Genomic DNA, 15,431 nt, shown 5'->3' on the forward strand with positions numbered 1-15,431 from the left:
GTCCAGATTTATGGGTAAACGGCCCCGATACCCCCTGAAACGCCGGGAAATAGCGGCTGGTCAGAGCGGTCACAGAGATCAAAGTGATGCTAACGGCACGGAAAGTTAACATGCGCGTTCATAACCGTTAAGCTCAGCACCCCCATTCAGGTCACACTCGTGACTAGGTTTCCTGGGACCCCCATCCCTGGGGGGTTACCGCCCTTTGAGGAGTTGACCCGTGCGAGTCCTGGCCGTTGTCCCCGCCCGCGGTGGTTCGGTGGGAGTTCCGCTGAAGAACCTGGAGCGGGTCGGAGGAATCCCCCTGGTCTCCCGGGCCGTCAGCGCGCTCGTCCGCGCCGAGTCCGTCGACACCGTGGTCGTGAGCACCGACCACCAGGGGATCGCCGCCGCCGCCGAGGCCGCCGGCGCCCAGGTCGTCGACCGCCCGGCCGACATCGCGGGCTCGACCGCGTCGAGCGAGTCGGCCGTCCTGCACGCCCTGGCGTCGCTCGGCGAGACCCCCGAGGTCGTGCTGCTCGTCCAGTGCACCAGCGCGTTCATCGACCCGGCCGACGTCGACGCCGCCGTCGCCAAGGTGCTGTCCGGCGAGGCCGACGTCGTGTTCTCCGGTCTGGAGACCTACGAGTTCATCTGGACGGAGGGCGGAGAGGGCGTCAACCACGACCCCGCGACCCGCCCGCGCCGCCAGGACCGGGAGCCCCACTTCCGCGAGACCGGCGCCTTCTACGCCATGCGCGCCCAGGGCTTCCTGGAGGCCGGGCACCGCTTCTTCGGCACCGTCGCCGTGCAGCCGGTCAGGAGCGTGACCGCCCACGAGATCGACAACCCCGAAGACCTCGAGATCGTGCGCGCGCTGGCCCACGTGGTCGACGCGCCGCTGCCGATCGACGTCGACGCCGTGGTCACCGACTTCGACGGCGTCCACACCGACGACCGCGCGTTCGTCGACTCCGAGGGCCGCGAGATGGTCGCGGTCTCCCGCGCCGACGGCATGGGCGTCTCGCTGCTGCTGCGCGCCGGGGTCAAGGTGCTGGTCCTGTCGACCGAGCAGAACCCCGTCGTGGCCGCCCGCGCCCGCAAGCTCGGCGTGCCCGTGCTGCAGGGCCTGTCGGCCAAGCAGAACACGCTGGCCGACTGGCTGGCCATCGAGGGCCTCGACCCCGAGCGCGTCGCCTACGTCGGCAACGACGTCAACGACCTCGGCTGCATGGCGCTGGTCGGCTGGCCGGTCACCGTCCCCGAGGCCCACGCCGAGGTCCGCAAGGCCGCCCGGGTCGTGCTGACCCACGGCGGCGGCGCCGGCGCCGTCCGCGAGCTGGCCGACCGGGTGCTCGCCGCCCGGCCCGCGACCCCGGCCGCGACGCCCGCCCCCGCCCTCCGGCCGCGCACCGTCACGGTCGAGCCGAAGGCCGTCGCCATCGGCGAGAAGCTGCTGGGCGCCGGCCACCCGGTCTACGTCATCGGCGAGATCGGCATCAACCACAACGGCGACGTCGAGATCGCCAAGAAGCTCATCGACGTGGCCGTCGAGGCCGGATGCGACGCGGTCAAGTTCCAGAAGCGCACGCCGGAGATCTGCGTGCCGATGGAGCAGCGTTCGCAGATCCGGCAGACTCCGTGGGGCGAGATGACCTACATGGAGTACAAGATCCGCACGGAGTTCGGCAAGGACGAATACCAGCAGATCGCGCTCTACTGCGCCCAGAAGGGCATCGACTGGTTCGCCTCGCCGTGGGACGTCCCGTCGGTCGAGTTCCTCGAGAACATGAACGTGCTGACCCACAAGGTCGCCTCGGCGTCGATCACCGACCACGAGCTGCTGCGCGCGCTGGCCGAGACCCGCAAGCCGATCCTGCTCTCGACCGGCATGTCGACCCTGGAGGAGATCGACGCCGCCGTCGATATCCTGGGCACGCAGAACCTGGTCATGATGCACGCCACCTCGACCTACCCCCTGCCTCCCGAGGAGGCCAACCTGCGCACGATCCAGACCCTCCGCGAGCGCTATGGCGTCCCGGTCGGCTACTCGGGCCACGAGCGCGGCCTGCAGATCTCCCTGGCGGCGGTCACCCTCGGCGCCGTCACGGTCGAGCGCCACATCACCCTCGACCGCACGATGTGGGGCTCCGACCACGCCGCCTCGCTGGAGCCGAGCGGCCTGGAGCACCTCGTCCGCGACATCCGCATCATCGAGAAGGCCCTGGGCGACGGCGTCAAGCGCGTCTTCCCCGGCGAGGAGGCCCCCCGGGCCCGCCTGCGCAGGGTGACCGTGTGATCAGCCTTTCGGTGATCGTCCCGGTCCGCGACGGCGCGCCGTTCATCGCCGACGCGCTCACCTCGCTGGTCCGCAACCGGCGCGCCGACTTCGAGTACATCGTCGTCGACGACGGCTCGGCCGACGACACGGGCGCGATCACCGACGAGTTCCGCGCGGAACTCCCCGGCCTGCACCTGATCCGCAACCAGGTGCCGGTCGGGCTGGCCGACGCCCGCAACACCGGGCTGAAGCTGGCCTCCGGCCGCTACATCACCTTCCTCGACGGCGACGACTGGATCGGCCGGGGCTACCTGGCCGACCTGGTCACCGCGATCGAAGGTCTGGGCTGCGACTTCGTGCGGGTCGACCACGTGCAGGTGAACGGCTTGAAGAGGGAGACCAACCGCGCGCCGGTCGCCCGGCGCGGGGTGGTCCTCGACCCGCGGGACTCGATCATGCCGCCCAATGCGAAGACGATGGTCGACTATCCCTACGCGTGGGCCGGGGTCTACCGGCGCGAGTCGCTGGGCGACCTGCTCACCTTCCCAGGAGGCCTCCACACGGCCGAAGACCGGCCGTGGATCTGGCGGCTGCACCAGCGGGCCCGTTCGTTCGCGGCCGTGTCTCTGGCGGGCGTGTTCTACCGCCGGGGCGTGCCGCAGTCACTCACCCAGATCGGCGACGAGCGGCAGCTCCACTTCTTCGACGCCTTCGATCTGGTCTTCGAAGAGGTCGAGGAGCGGTTCCTGCCGAAGGCGGTCCGCACGTTCCTGGCCCTGCTCGACAACCACCTGGCCAACAACGAGCGGTTCACGCCCGAGATCCTGGCCAAGTTCGAGGCGCGCGGCGCCGACCGGCTCGGCCGCCTGCCCGAGGCGATGGTCCGGGAGAGCTTCGACGCCATCGAGCCCGACCGCCGGGAGTTCATCGCCCGGCTCCTGGAGGTTTCGTGACGCAGGTCTTCCACGCCTCGCGGTTCTTCGGCGCCATGTCCCTGGCGGCGGCCATAGACGCCGGGGTCTTCGGCCCGCCGGGCTCCGCCGAGCGGGTCCTGATCGTCACCAACAACGCCGACATCCCCGAGGCCGCGCTCGGCCTCGACGAGGCGCCCGGGTTCACCGCCCTGCGCGACCGCTTCGACCGGATCGTCTCCTGGAACGAGATCATCGCGCCGCTCCACCCGTCTGACTGGAAGCCCCGGTCGATCGAGGCCCCGATGCTCGGCCGCCTGCTCCAGAAGGCGATGGGCCTGGAGCACATCGAGGAGATGGTGCTTGAGTCGGTCATCGTGCCGCCCGCACGGGCCCTGCCGGGCCTGTTCAAGGACGCCATGCTGACGATCTACTCCGACGGCCTGATGGCCCACAGCCCGACCCGTGACGTGCTCCCGGGCGAGATCTCCCAGCGCATCACCCGGCTCCTGCACCTCGACCTGGTCCCCGGGCTGACCCCCCTCCTGCTGCGCGAATACGGCGTGCCGGCGCGGGCGCTGCCCTCGGGGGCGTTCACCGACGTCGTCGGCAGGGTCGCGGCCGCGTCGGGGCCGATGCCGGAGGGCGAGGCGATCGTCCTGGGCCAGTACCTCTCGTCGCTCGGCATCCTCACCCCCGACGAGGAGTTCAAGCTCCACGCCGACATGGTCCGCGGTGTCATCGCGCGTGGCCACCGCTCGATCGTCTTCAAGCCCCACCCGGCCGCGGGCCGCCGCCAGGGCCGTGAGCTGGCCCAGATCGCGGCGGGCCTGAACGCGAGCCTGACGGTCGCACCCGACGAGGTCCCGGCGGAGGTCCTGTTCGCGACCCGACGCGCCCGCCTGGTGGTGAGCTGCTTCTCCACGGCCCTGATGACGGCTCGCCGCTTCTTCGGCCTCCCGGTCGCCACAGTGGGCTCCGACCTGCTGCTGGAGCGGCTGACCCCATACGAGAACAGCAACCGCGTCCCCGTCACGATCGTCGACGCGTCGGTCCCCCGGCTCGACGCCGACGGCTCGCTGACCGACCCGGCGGTCGCCGATCTGGCGCGGCTGGTCGACGCGGTCGCCTACTGCATGCAGAGCGCCGCCCATCCGGGGCTGCGGCCCGCGGCCGAGGCGTACATCAAGGCCAACGGCCCGGTGCGTTACTTCAAGAAGAAGCGCCTGGAGGCCCTCGGCCTCATCGAGAAGCCCGCGCCGCCGCCTCCGCCGCCCCCGAAGACCGGGCTCGCCCGGCTGAAGCAGATCGTCAAAGGCTGATCGGTTCCAGGTGATACCAAAGGGGTATTCCCGGCATTCTGTGACGTGAGGTTTCGGCACCCTTGCCGTATGTCCACCCCTCTCAAACAGATCATCGCCGGCGGAATGGCCGCCGCCGGCGTGCTCGCCCCCACCGTGCCGGCCGAGGCGTCGGCGGCGGGCGCTCCGCTGAGACTCGCGGGCACGTCCTGGTTCGCCGGCGGCGGCGTGCCCGTCTGCGGCGCCAGCACCGCGACGAGCTGCGCCGGCCAGAAGCACGTCGGCGGCGTCTCCTACAACTGGTGGCAGTGCGTGGAGCTGCCGCAGCGCTTCTACCTTCGGCGCGGCTGGCACTCGGGCGTCTTCCCCGGCGTCGGCGTCGCCTCCCAGATCTTCACCCGGGCGGCGGCGCTCGGCATGGAGCGGCAGGCGAACGGCTCGGTCAAGACGATCGTGCCGGGCGACATGATCGTCATGAACCGCAGCGGCGCGGCCGGTCACGTGGTCGTGGTCGAACGGGTCACCGTCAACAAGGACGGCACCAGGAACGTCGTGACGGTCGGGCAGAACTCCCAGGTGGTGCGCAACCCGATGCGCTGGCACGGCGGGCGGCTCGACTCGTTCTGGGCCTCCTACAGCGTCGCGGGTGTCGTGCACGCGAAGAAGAACATGGGCATCCTGTCGACCGGCGGCGGGCCGGCCGACTACCCGGAGCTGGTCAACGGCGGCGGCGCCCGGCCGTTCGGCGCGGGCCACCTGGCGGTGACCTCGACCGGCCAGGTGTTCGGCGGCCTGCCCGGCGCGGCCCCCGCGGTGTCGGGGCGCATCACCGACGCCGCCGTGACGCCGTCGGGCGCCGGTTACTGGTTGTTGTCCTCGTCGGGGCAGATCTTCCCGTACGGTGACGCGGCGCCCCCCGTCGCGCGCCCCGCGACCGCCGAGGGCGAGCTGGTGGCGATCGACGCGGCTCCCAACGGCTACCTGGTGACGACCTCGACCGGGCAGGTCTACGGGCCCGGCGTGTGGATCACCGCCTCGCCCGAGGGCTACAGCGGGCGGTTCGTCGACATCGAGGTGACGGCGGGCGGCTACTGGCTGCTGACCTCGGCCGGGCAGGTGCACCCGTTCGGCGCGGCGAAGTGGTACGGCAACGCGACGACGTTCGAGCGCGCGATCGTGGCCATGGCGGGCACCGCGACCGGCAGGGGCTATCTGATGGTCGACGTGGCGGGGAACGTCTTCGCCTTCGGCGACGCCGAGCACCTGGGCGACCTGCCGGAGGGCTCGGCGGAGGCGGCCGACATCGCCGTCACGGCCACCGGTTACGTCGTCACGACGAAGACGGGCGTCCGGCACACGTTCGGGCCGGGCGCGGGGGTGACGACCCCGGGCCCCTACACCGGGACGTTCTGACGGAGATTGCCGGGAGGCGACATCTCCATACGGCCGGAGAACTCCTGAGTGGTTCGCCGCGTCTTAAAGGTCAGCCGCGCCCGGAGCCCGCCGGCTCCGGGACGGCTCGTCCTGGAACGTGACAAGCCCTCGGAGAGAACAATGATCACCATGCGCTCCCTGCTCGTCGGAGCCCTGCTGGCCCCGGCCCTGCTCGCCCCCGCCGCCCTGCTCCCGGCCGCCGCGACGGCGAAGGCCGTGCCGCAGCTCGTCGCGGTCCGGGCCGACCGCCAGCCCGGCGTCGACCGCCTCGTCTTCGAGTTCCGCAACGGGCTGCCACCCACGCGGATCGCGGAGTACGTGCCCAAACTGATCGCCGACGGCTCGGGGCACACCGTGCCCGTCCCCGGCGCCGCGAAGCTGGCCTTACGGTTCTTCGACGCGCGGGGCCACAACGACACGGGCGGCTCGACCTACGGCGCGGCCCGGCGGACGTACGCGCTGCCGGGCGTCATCCAGGTCGTCAACACGGGCGACTGGGAGGCGACCCTGTCGTTCGGGGTGGGGCTGGCCAGGAAGGTGCCCTACCGCATGTACACGCTGACCAAGCCGAGCCGGATCGTCGTCGACTTCACCGTGGCCTACCGCACCGTCCCGGTGAAGGCCTACTTCCTCGACCTGCCGCGCGAGCCGAAGCTCAAGGCGGTGTCGCGGCCGGTGGTGCCGCCGAGCACCGCCCACGGCGCGCTCCAGCGCCTCTTCGCCGGTCCGACGGCGGCCGAGCAGGCGGCCGGGCTGCGCTTCGTGAACTCCGGCGCGACCGGGTACAGCAAACTGACCGTGACGAACAAGGTCGCGCGGGTCTACCTGACCGGGAAGGTGAAGAGCGGCGGCGCGACGTTCACCATCGCCGACCACCTGAACGCGACGCTGAAGCAGTTCCCGACGGTGAAGTGGGTCAAGATCTACGACGCCGCGGGCAAGACCCAGCGGCCCGGCGGCAACGGCGACTCGATCCCCGAATCCCTGGAGCCGTGAGTATTTCTCCGCAGACGGCCACCGGCTTCCGCGGTTTCCTGGACCCCGTCAACCCAACCAGACGGGGGAAAACCAAATGTCATTCGCAAAGCGTGTCCTCACCGCCTTAGCGCTCGTCGCGGCCGGCCTGGTGATGGTCACGAGTCCCGCGCAGGCGGCGGCGGTCACGTCCGTCCACGTCTCCGGGAAGACGCTCTTCATCGTCGGCACCGGGGACGGGGACACCGTCAACGTCAGCTTCGTCAAGGGGGCGCTGACCGTCGACTCCGACTCGGACATCGTCGTGGGAGCAGGGTGTACCACGTCGGGGACGGAGGCCCAGTGCTCCGGCCCCGTCCAGTTCCTGGACGTCTCGCTGCTCGGGGGCAACGACACGTTCACCAACAAAACGGGGCTCCAGTCGGACGTGCGCGGGGGCTCGGGGCGCGACGTCCTGAACGGGGGCACCGGCCGCGACGGGCTCAACGGGGGCTCCGGCGACGACACTCTGAAGGGCAACGGGGGAATCGACACCGCGAACGGGGTCGGCGGTTTCGACGTGTGCGTCGCCGAGACCGAGACGGCCTGCGAGGCCGACGCCTGACCTGGCCACCGAATTCCGAAGCCGCCCCGCGCCACTCGTGCGCGGGGCGGCTGTTCCAATACGCCGCCATGACGACGCCAGGCGGACTTCCCCGCACCGGCGCCCGTCAGTGCGCCCGGTAGAACTCCAGGTGCGCCTGCGCCGCCTTCCGCCACGTGTGCCGGGCGGCCAGCGCCTTCCCGTGGGCGACCCGTTCCGGCGACGGGACCGTCACCGCCTCCCGCAGCGCCGCCGCGAGCGACGCGGGATCGGTCGCGAACAGGGCCGCGCCGGTGAAGACCTCGCGGAAGACGGCCAGGTCGCGCACCACCAGCGGTACCCCGGCCGCCAGCGCCTCCATGGCGGCCAGGCCGAAGCCCTCCTTCGTCGACGGGAACGCGAACGCCGCCGCGCCCGCCACCAGGCCGGGCAGGTCGTCGTGCGGCACCGCGCCGAGCACGACCGGCGCGACGCCCAGCTCCGCGGCGCGGGCCTCCCACGCCGACCGGTAACCCCGGTAGTCGAACAGCGTCTCGCCGCCCGCGACGACCAGCGGATACCCCGGCAGCAGGGCGTGCGCCTCCAGCAGGTCGAGGGAGCCCTTGCGGGGTTCGATGCCCCCCACGGTCAGGACGTACGTGCCGAAGCGGGCGCGCCAGGCCGACCCGTCGGCCGCCGCGAAGCGGGCGGCGTCCACGCCGTTGGGGATCACCGACGCCGAGATCCCCCACCCGTCGGCCAACTCGGCCGCCACCGCCGACGACACGCAGACGTGCGCGAACGGTTCGACCAGGGCACGTTCGTGGCAGGCGGCCAGCTCGGGGGTGGTGAAGTGGTCGAGGTGGTGGACCGTCCGGACGCAGCGCCCGGCGGCGTTGGCGGTGATGCAGTCCTGGGCGTGCACGACGTCGTACGCGGACGGCGTGAACGCCTCCCGCAGCAGGTCGATCGAGCGCAGGACCCGCTCCCCCACCGTCTCGCCGGGCACGTCGGGGCAGTCGACGATGTGGACGGGCACCCGCACCCGGCGGTGGAAGCGGCGGTCGCCGCCGCGTCCCAGCGCCCACACCTCGGCCTCCGCCCCGAGGTCGGCCAGCGCCTCGGCGAGGGCCAGGGTGTGCACGACCCCGCCGCGCGGCCTGGTCGAGTAGGTCAGCAGCGCGATCCTCATGCCCGGTAGGCCTCCGGCCGCCGTTCGCCGATGTGCCGCAGCACCCGCCGCGCCTGGGCGATCTCCGCCGCCACGTCGACGGAGGCGACCGCGAGCCCGGCCTTCGACCACGTCCGCGCCAGGATGTCGCCGCCCGGACCGACCACCTTGGCCTGGCCGAGGAACCGCATCCCGCCCATCGCGCCGGTCTGGTTCGACGAGGCCAGCACCACCTGGTTCTCGGCGGCGCGGGCACAGTCGTACAGGTCGAACAGGCGCGACTGGCGGTCCTGGGCCATGCGCGGGGCCCGGTTGGTGATGCTGGTGGGCCAGGCCGACAGGCAGGCGACGATCTGGGCGCCGTCGAGGGCCAGCGACCGGGCCGACTCGGGGAAGGTCTTGTCGTAGTCGATCAGCATGCCGAGCCGCCCGACCGGGGTGTCGAACGCGTCGAAGCGGTCGCCGGGCGAGTAGGCGGCGATCTCCCCGGCCGGCAGGTGCACCTTGCGGTGGCGGCCGAGGACGCCGTCGCCGCTCACGCAGACGGCCGCGTTGAACCGCGACTCCCCCTCGGCCTCGCAGTAGCCGACGCAGACGACCATCTCGGCGGCCAGTCCGGCGACCCGCATGATCAGCGGGTCGTCGGGGTCGAGCGCGGGCGGCAGCGCGGCCGGGTCGGGGTGGCGCAGGTCGGCGAGGTAGCCGCCGAGGGCGGCGTCGGGCAGGACGAGCAGCCCGGCGCCCTCCTGGCGCGCGTCGGCGATGAGCTTGGCGACCCGCTGGAGGTCGAATTCCAGGTCACGGCCGAAGTGCGCGGAGGCGGCGGCGATGCGGAGCACGGGTCACGATCCTGCCGCATACGCCTCGGGACGGCGATCCCGCAGGTGCCCCATCGACCGCCGGGCGGCGGCCAGCACGCCGGGCACGTCCACGTCGCAGACGGCGAACCCGCCGTCGACGCCGGTCGCGGCGAGGATCTCCCCGCCCGGTGCGACGATCTTGGCGCGGCCGACGAACCGCAGGTCGCCGAAAGAACCCGACTGGTTCGACGACATCCAGACCACCTGGTTCTCCAGGGCCCGCACCTGGTCGAACAGGTCGAACCGGCGGGTCCACCGGTCGTCGGCCAGGTCGGGCGCGGGGTCGGTGCGGCTGGCGGGCCAGGCCGACACGCAGACGACGATCTCGGCGCCGTCGAGGGCCAGCGACCGGGCCGACTCGGGGAACGCCTTGTCGTAGCAGATCATCATGCCCATGCGCCCGGCCGGGGTGTCGAAGGCCGTGAAGCCGTCGCCCGCCGCGTAGCTGCGGTCTTCGCGGAGCGGCTGGTGGACCTTGCGGTGGTGGCCGAGTACGCCGTCACCGGTCAGGCAGACGACGGAGTTGAACCGCGTGTCGCCGTCGGCCTCGCAGTAGCCGGCGCAGATCACCAGGTCCCCGGCGATGGCGGCCAGGCGCCGGAGCTCCGGGCCGTCGCGGCGCAGCGCGGGCGGCCCGGCGGCCGAGCCGCCGAGGTTGACCAGGTAGCCGCCCAGGCACGCCTCGGGCAGCGCCAGCACCGACACCCCCTCCGAGCGGGCCTTCGACGCCAGGGCCTCGATCGTGGCGAAGCACGCGTCGAGGTCCCGGCCGAACGGGGCGGCGACCGCCGCCAGCCGAATGGTCATGCGTCCTCCTCAGGCCGTTCCGAGTCCGGTGACCGCGCCGGGCACGCCCTCCGTCACCACGCCGTCGGGCCAGCGCAGCCGCACGCCGCTCCCGGCCACGAGCTCACCGCACTCCGCGCCGGTCGCGGGCCCGGCGGGCAGCGCGGGACCGCCGGCGGTGAGCATGGCGAACCCGGGGAAGCAGGTCAGCCAGTCGCCCATGGCGACCCCGGCGGGCCGGGGCACCCGCGCGGGTTCGAGCACCGCGCCGCACCCGCTCGCCTCGGCCAGCATGCCCAGCGTCCCGGCGATCCCGGCCATGGAGACGTCCTTGGCCGCGGCGGGCCGGGCCGCGCCGACCGCGCCGAGCATGGCGCGCAGATCCTCGGTGGTCCGGGTCGAGGTGGAGTCCCACTGCCGCCCGGTGTAGCCGGTCCGCCACCGGCCGCCGAGGTCGGCGGTCAGCCGTACCGGATGCCCCGGACGCCCGCCCCCGCCGGGCACCGGCGACACGGCCCGCCCGAGCGCGGTGACCGAGAGCGCGGCCGGCACCCCGAGCTGGGTGTGGCCGCCGAGGACCGGCACGTCGTAGGCGCTCGACGCGCGCCGCAGCCCGGTCAGCACCCGGGCCGCGAACGAGGCGTCGCGGGCCCCGAGCGCGTCGAGCAGCCCGACCGGGGTCGCGCCCATCGCGGCGAGGTCGTTGAGGTTGACCAGCACCGAGCACCATCCGGCCCAGTCGGGGTCGCGTTCGACCATCGACGGCAGGATCGCGTCGCAGGCCGCGACCACGTCGCTGCCCGGCACCGGCGCGCCGTCGTCGCCGACCCACCCGCGCCCGCCGGGCGAGAGCCCGCGCAGCAGCGGCCCGAGCACGGCCTTCCCGGCGGCGGCGCGGGCCAGCCGCCCGATGGGCCACCGCATCGTGTGGTGGGGCCGCCCGGCGACGCGCACGGGCCGGACCGGCCGCCACCCGAGCCGGGTGAACAGCGGGAGTGCCCGTTCCCGCACGTCCGCCTCGAACCGCAACACCCCGGCGGCCTCGGCGTGCGCGCACGCCGCCCGCACCAGCGCGGCCCCCACCCCGGGGACGCCGCGCAGCGCCGGGTCGACGACGAGCCGCGAGCCGCGCCACCAGCCGATGTCGGGGCCGTCGGGCTCCGGCCCGAGCCGCACCCCGCCCACGACGACCCCGGCGGCGTCCCGGGCCACCAGCACGACGGTGCGCGGATCCTCGTCGCGGTGGTCCAGGTCGTCGTCCTCGAACAGCCCCTGCTCCTCGACGAAGACCCGCCGGCGGAGCAGCCGGTAGGCGTACAGGCAACCACGGTCGGCCGTCGCCTCGACGACGAACCGGGCGGGCGCGGGTGCGAGCCCACCGAGGAGCGCGGGCACGTCGAGCGCGCGGGGGGCGGCGAACGCGGGCGAGCCGGTGAGCAGCACGTCGCAGACGGAGGTCACGCCGTCACCCGCCCGCCGTCGCCAGGGCGCTGCACGCGCCGCAGGCCGCGCACCCCGCGCCCTGCCCGGCGCCGGTCATCCCGGCGCCGCGCAACATCGCGGCCACCCGTTCGGTCACGTCCCTGACCAGTTCCCCCGACGGCGCCGGTACGCCGTCGCGCCGCCCCAGCGTCCCGGCGAGCGGCCGGTAGGGCACCACGAAGGGGTAGACGCCGTGGGCGATCAGCTCGGAGGCCCCCGCGACGAGTTCGTCGGCCGACTCCCCCAGCCCGATGAGCAGGTAGGTCGACACCCGGTTGCGGCCGAAGACGCGGACCGCCTCGTCCCAGGCGGTCCAGTAGTCGGAGAGCGGCGTGCGGGCCTTCCCGGGCGTCCAGCGCCGCCGCACGTCGTCGTCGAGCGACTCGACGTGGATCCCGATCGCGTGCGCCCCGGCCCGCCGCAGCTCCGCGATCCAGGCCAGGTCGGCGGGCGGCTCGCACTGCACCTGGATCGGCAGCCCCGGCACCGCGGCCAGCACGGCCCGGACCGACCGCGCCAGCACCCTGGCCCCGCGATCGGGGCCCGAGGTGGTCCCGGTCGTCATGACCATCTGCCGCACCCCGTCCAGCCGGACCGCCGCGGCGGCCACCTCGGCGAGCTGCGCGGGCGTCTTGGCCGCCACGGTCGCGCCGGAGGCGAGGGACTCCTCCACCGCGCAGAACCGGCAACGTTCCTCCTCGGCGTACCGCACGCAGGTCTGCACCACGGTCGTGGCCAGCACATCGGCCCCGTGGAGCTTGGCGATCTTCTCGTAGGGCACGCCGTCGGCCGTGGCCAGGTCGTAGAACCGGGGCCGGCGGACGGCCCGGACGGCCACGCCCATGTCGGTGCCGCCCAGGTAGAGCCGCCCGTCGCGGACGACGTAGGGGCTGGCGGGGTCGAGGGGCAGCGCTGCGTTGGCGCCGTCGACGAGCAGGTGCCCGTCGTCCGACGGACCGGCTCCCCCGGTCCGCCGTACGGGCGCGTCGAGCCGGACCCCCCGGATGGCCACGTCGACGCGGGTGGAGACGCGGTCGGTCATCAGAACATGTACGTCGAGTTGATGACGGCGCCCTTGCGGGTGTAATGGATCAGCGCGTCCTGGACGTCGAGCGGGTGGGTCGGGATGACCCCCTCGATGAGGTCCTCCTCGCGCGCGCCGTGCAGCGACAGCCCGAACCGGCAGCAGAAGACCTTGCCGCCCTCGGCGATGAACGTCTTCAGCGAGTTGTTGATGTTGTGCTCGCCGGGGAACGCCGAGTTGCCGGTCGTCGGGAAGCCCCGGGTGGCCAGGCAGTTCAGCGACCCCGGCCCGTAGAAGTAGATGGCCGACTCGAAGCCCTTGCGGAGCGCCCGGGTCGCCTGGAGGACGGCCACGAAGCTGACCGACGACTCGTGCGCGATGCCGTGCACCAGGGTGAAGTAGGTCTCGCCGTCTTCGGCCTTGTAGTCGGGGAAGACCTTCGTCTCACCGTAGAGGCTCGACCCGTCGGGCAGCGACGGGTGGGGGATCTCGGTGAGGCTGGCCTGCTCCAGGTCGGTCAGTTCGGTCATGTCGGGGCTCCTATCCATACAGCTTCTCGAAGGTGTCGTGGAAGACCAGCCGGGCCAGCTCGCCGTCCCCCACGGCGGCGCTGAGCCGGGCGTGCTCCCCGGGGTGGTCGCCCCAGGGTTCGTCGCTGGCGAACAGCAGCCGGTCGTGGCCGAAGCCGCGCCGGTCGATCTCCCGGGCCAGCCAGCGCGGGGCGAACCCGATGGCCCAGGAGAGGTCGGTGTAGACGCGCTTGCCGGCCGCGATCCAGTCGAAGAACCTCGACCCGGCCAGCTTGATGTGGCCCGACGCGCCGCCGCCGAAGTGCACGAGGTGGATGGCGACGGCGTCGCCGTACCGTTCGACCAGGTGGGCGATCTCGTCGACGTCGGAGGCGGCGCCGGGCGAGGTGTGGACGTGCACGACCAGGTCCCCGTCGCGGGCGACGGTGAAGATGCGGTCGAGCAGCGCCCGGCAGGAGGGGTCGGCGGGGCGTCCGCCGAGCAGGAAGCTCAGCTTCAGCGCCCGGACCCCGGGTTCGCTGGCGAGCGCGAGCGCGGCCAGCGTGCGCGACTCGTCCGCGGGCCGCGGCGAGACCCACAACCCGGCCCGGATCCGGTCGTCGCGGGCCGCGGCCTCGACGCAGAGGTCGTTGAAGGAGAACGCGACGGCCGGGTCGGGCACGCCGTAGTTGGGGATCACCAGCGCCCGTTCGGTGCCCTCGCGGTCGAGGTCGCGCAGGAGCTCGGTGATGGTGGCGCGGGCGCCGACGTCGGGCCGGACCGGCGGCCCGCCGTAGAAGGGGTGAGCGGGCAGGATCCCCAGGTGGCGGTGGGCGTCTCTGATCATCACGTCCCCAGCAGCTCGGGGTGGACGTGGTAGCCGGAGGCCGCGGGCGCCTGCCCGGCGAGGTGGGCCGAGACGTGCCCGGCGAGGTGCTCGGCGTCGCGGCCGACCCCCACGATGCGGCCGGAGCCCCAGGTGTGCAACCAGGGCAGGCCGAGGAAGTAGAGACCGGGCCAGCGGGTCACCCCGCGCGTGTGGGCGGGGTAGCCGGTCCCGTCGAACACGGGGACCCTGATCCAGGAGTGGTCGCGCCGGAAGCCGGTGCACCAGACGACGGCGGCGATCTCCTCCTCGCGGACCGTCGAGGTCCCCGCCGGTGGCCGCCAGACCGGCACGTAGCGCTCCCCGGCGGGGGCCGAGATCCCGTTCGAGGCGATGTAGGCGTCCACGGAGTCCTGCACGCCCTCGGACACCGCGTCGGCGTGGTCGAGGTTGGCGGCCAGGTCGTCGGCGAAGTGGAGACGGCCCCCGGTGATCCCGGTGAGCCGTCCGTGTAAGCGCATGCCCTGGAGCGCGAAGGCCCGCAGGTCGATGTCCCGGCCGCCGTCGCGCCCGGTCACGTAGTGGTTGGCGCGGGCCCGCACCGCCTCCGGGTCGTCGAACTCGGTGATCGGCCGGTCGTAGTGGCCCATCAGGTCGAGCCACTCGACCACGTCGCGCCCCCGGTAGCGGCGCGCGACCCGGGGCGCGGTCCCGACGGCGAGGTGCACGGTCCGGCCGGCCAGGAACAGGTCCTCGGCGATCTGACAGCCCGACTGCCCGCTCCCCACCACGAGCACCGGGCCGTCGGGCAGGCCGTCCGGGGCGCGGTAGGCGTCGGAGTGCAGCGACGGCACGGTGAGCCGCTCGGCCATCCGGGGCACGACCGGCGTCTGGTAGGGGCCGGTCGCGACCACGACCTGCCCGGCGGTCAGCACGCCCCGGTCGGTGGTGACGGCGAAGCCGCCCTCGACGGCGGTCAGCCGGGTGGCCGTCACGTGTTCGACGACGGGCGGCGCGAACGAGGCGGCGTACCCCTCCAGGTAGGCGACGATCTCCTCGCGCACCATGAAGCCGTCGGGGTCGCCGCCCGCGTAGGGGTGTCCGGGCAGGTCGCACTGCCAGTTCGGGGTGACCAGGCAGAAGGAGTCCCAGCGCCGGGAACGCCACGACTCGCCGACGCGGCCACGCTCCAGCACGACGTGGCCGACGCCCAGGCGGGTCAGGCAGTGGCTCATCGACAACCCGGCCTGGCCGCCGCCGATCACCACCACGGGGTGGGCGGAACCGTCGACTCTCATGCCCCTCAGTGCATGAGCGGGCCGTTGCCGAT

General features: G+C 73.1%; 14 protein-coding genes. 6 read left to right on the forward strand and 8 right to left on the reverse strand.

What is annotated here, in order from left to right; all coding sequences use genetic code 11:
* The first annotated feature begins 220 nt into the window (after positions 1 to 220).
* The 6 genes from AW273_RS36235 (at position 221) to AW273_RS14635 (ending at position 7,485) form a co-directional block, all read left to right on the forward strand.
* Positions 221 to 2,278, forward strand: a complete 2,058-nt coding sequence (locus AW273_RS36235) for an N-acetylneuraminate synthase family protein (RefSeq protein ID WP_083949770.1) — start codon at positions 221 to 223, stop codon at positions 2,276 to 2,278.
* Positions 2,275 to 3,213, forward strand: a complete 939-nt coding sequence (locus tag AW273_RS14615; protein ID WP_062348850.1) for a glycosyltransferase family 2 protein — start codon at positions 2,275 to 2,277, stop codon at positions 3,211 to 3,213. The genes AW273_RS36235 and AW273_RS14615 overlap by 4 nt, the downstream gene beginning before the upstream one ends.
* On the forward strand, positions 3,210 to 4,493 hold the full coding sequence (locus AW273_RS14620) for a polysialyltransferase family glycosyltransferase (protein WP_083949771.1): 1,284 nt from the start codon (positions 3,210 to 3,212) through the stop codon (positions 4,491 to 4,493). The genes AW273_RS14615 and AW273_RS14620 overlap by 4 nt, the downstream gene beginning before the upstream one ends.
* Before the next feature lie 69 nt (positions 4,494 to 4,562).
* Positions 4,563 to 5,885, forward strand: a complete 1,323-nt coding sequence (locus AW273_RS14625; RefSeq protein ID WP_062348851.1) for a CHAP domain-containing protein — start codon at positions 4,563 to 4,565, stop codon at positions 5,883 to 5,885.
* Between the two features lie 150 nt (positions 5,886 to 6,035).
* Positions 6,036 to 6,902 carry a GerMN domain-containing protein gene (locus tag AW273_RS14630; RefSeq protein WP_157555813.1) on the forward strand — a complete coding sequence of 289 codons (867 nt, stop codon included), beginning with the start codon at positions 6,036 to 6,038 and terminating at the stop codon, positions 6,900 to 6,902.
* A 76-nt stretch (positions 6,903 to 6,978) separates the two neighbouring features.
* On the forward strand, positions 6,979 to 7,485 hold the full coding sequence (locus tag AW273_RS14635; protein WP_062348853.1) for a calcium-binding protein: 507 nt from the start codon (positions 6,979 to 6,981) through the stop codon (positions 7,483 to 7,485).
* A 106-nt stretch (positions 7,486 to 7,591) separates the two neighbouring features.
* On the opposite strand, the gene AW273_RS14640 is transcribed toward AW273_RS14635, so the two are convergent.
* The 8 genes from AW273_RS14640 to AW273_RS14675 are packed head-to-tail and all read right to left on the reverse strand — an operon-like array spanning position 7,592 to position 15,399.
* Entirely contained in the window at positions 7,592 to 8,635 is a 1,044-nt protein-coding gene (locus AW273_RS14640) for an MSMEG_0565 family glycosyltransferase (protein WP_062348854.1), read from the reverse strand.
* Positions 8,632 to 9,453, reverse strand: a complete 822-nt coding sequence (locus AW273_RS14645) for a carbon-nitrogen hydrolase family protein (RefSeq protein WP_062348855.1) — start codon at positions 9,451 to 9,453, stop codon at positions 8,632 to 8,634. The genes AW273_RS14640 and AW273_RS14645 overlap by 4 nt, the downstream gene beginning before the upstream one ends.
* A gap of 3 nt (positions 9,454 to 9,456) precedes the next feature.
* Positions 9,457 to 10,281, reverse strand: a complete 825-nt coding sequence (locus tag AW273_RS14650; protein WP_062348856.1) for a carbon-nitrogen hydrolase family protein — start codon at positions 10,279 to 10,281, stop codon at positions 9,457 to 9,459.
* A 9-nt stretch (positions 10,282 to 10,290) separates the two neighbouring features.
* Positions 10,291 to 11,721 carry an MSMEG_0567/sll0787 family protein gene (locus AW273_RS14655; protein WP_232327415.1) on the reverse strand — a complete coding sequence of 477 codons (1,431 nt, stop codon included), beginning with the start codon at positions 11,719 to 11,721 and terminating at the stop codon, positions 10,291 to 10,293.
* 4 nt (positions 11,722 to 11,725) lie between these two features.
* On the reverse strand, positions 11,726 to 12,784 hold the full coding sequence (locus AW273_RS14660; RefSeq protein ID WP_062348857.1) for an MSMEG_0568 family radical SAM protein: 1,059 nt from the start codon (positions 12,782 to 12,784) through the stop codon (positions 11,726 to 11,728).
* On the reverse strand, positions 12,784 to 13,296 hold the full coding sequence (locus tag AW273_RS14665) for an MSMEG_0572/Sll0783 family nitrogen starvation response protein (protein WP_062348858.1): 513 nt from the start codon (positions 13,294 to 13,296) through the stop codon (positions 12,784 to 12,786). Before AW273_RS14665 ends, AW273_RS14660 begins: the two co-directional genes overlap by 1 nt.
* Before the next feature lie 10 nt (positions 13,297 to 13,306).
* On the reverse strand, positions 13,307 to 14,125 hold the full coding sequence (locus AW273_RS14670) for an amidohydrolase family protein (RefSeq protein ID WP_062348859.1): 819 nt from the start codon (positions 14,123 to 14,125) through the stop codon (positions 13,307 to 13,309).
* On the reverse strand, positions 14,122 to 15,399 hold the full coding sequence (locus AW273_RS14675) for an MSMEG_0569 family flavin-dependent oxidoreductase (RefSeq protein WP_062348860.1): 1,278 nt from the start codon (positions 15,397 to 15,399) through the stop codon (positions 14,122 to 14,124). Before AW273_RS14675 ends, AW273_RS14670 begins: the two co-directional genes overlap by 4 nt.
* Between the last annotated feature and the right edge of the window lie 32 nt (positions 15,400 to 15,431).

The organism is Herbidospora yilanensis (assembly GCF_001570565.1).
In the GTDB taxonomy this organism is placed as follows: domain Bacteria; phylum Actinomycetota; class Actinomycetes; order Streptosporangiales; family Streptosporangiaceae; genus Herbidospora; species Herbidospora yilanensis.

Bases quoted from the DNA above. Each gene is read 5' to 3' on its own strand.
- AW273_RS14665 (WP_062348858.1), bottom strand. From the start codon at position 13,296: ATGACCGAACTGACCGACCTGGAGCAGGCCAGCCTCACCGAGATCCCC.
- AW273_RS14630 (WP_157555813.1), top strand. From the start codon at position 6,036: ATGCGCTCCCTGCTCGTCGGAGCCCTGCTGGCCCCGGCCCTGCTCGCC.
- AW273_RS14660 (WP_062348857.1), bottom strand. From the start codon at position 12,784: ATGACCGACCGCGTCTCCACCCGCGTCGACGTGGCCATCCGGGGGGTC.
- AW273_RS14650 (WP_062348856.1), bottom strand. From the start codon at position 10,281: ATGACCATTCGGCTGGCGGCGGTCGCCGCCCCGTTCGGCCGGGACCTC.
- AW273_RS14625 (WP_062348851.1), top strand. From the start codon at position 4,563: ATGTCCACCCCTCTCAAACAGATCATCGCCGGCGGAATGGCCGCCGCC.
- AW273_RS14640 (WP_062348854.1), bottom strand. From the start codon at position 8,635: ATGAGGATCGCGCTGCTGACCTACTCGACCAGGCCGCGCGGCGGGGTC.
- AW273_RS14675 (WP_062348860.1), bottom strand. From the start codon at position 15,399: ATGAGAGTCGACGGTTCCGCCCACCCCGTGGTGGTGATCGGCGGCGGC.
- AW273_RS14635 (WP_062348853.1), top strand. From the start codon at position 6,979: ATGTCATTCGCAAAGCGTGTCCTCACCGCCTTAGCGCTCGTCGCGGCC.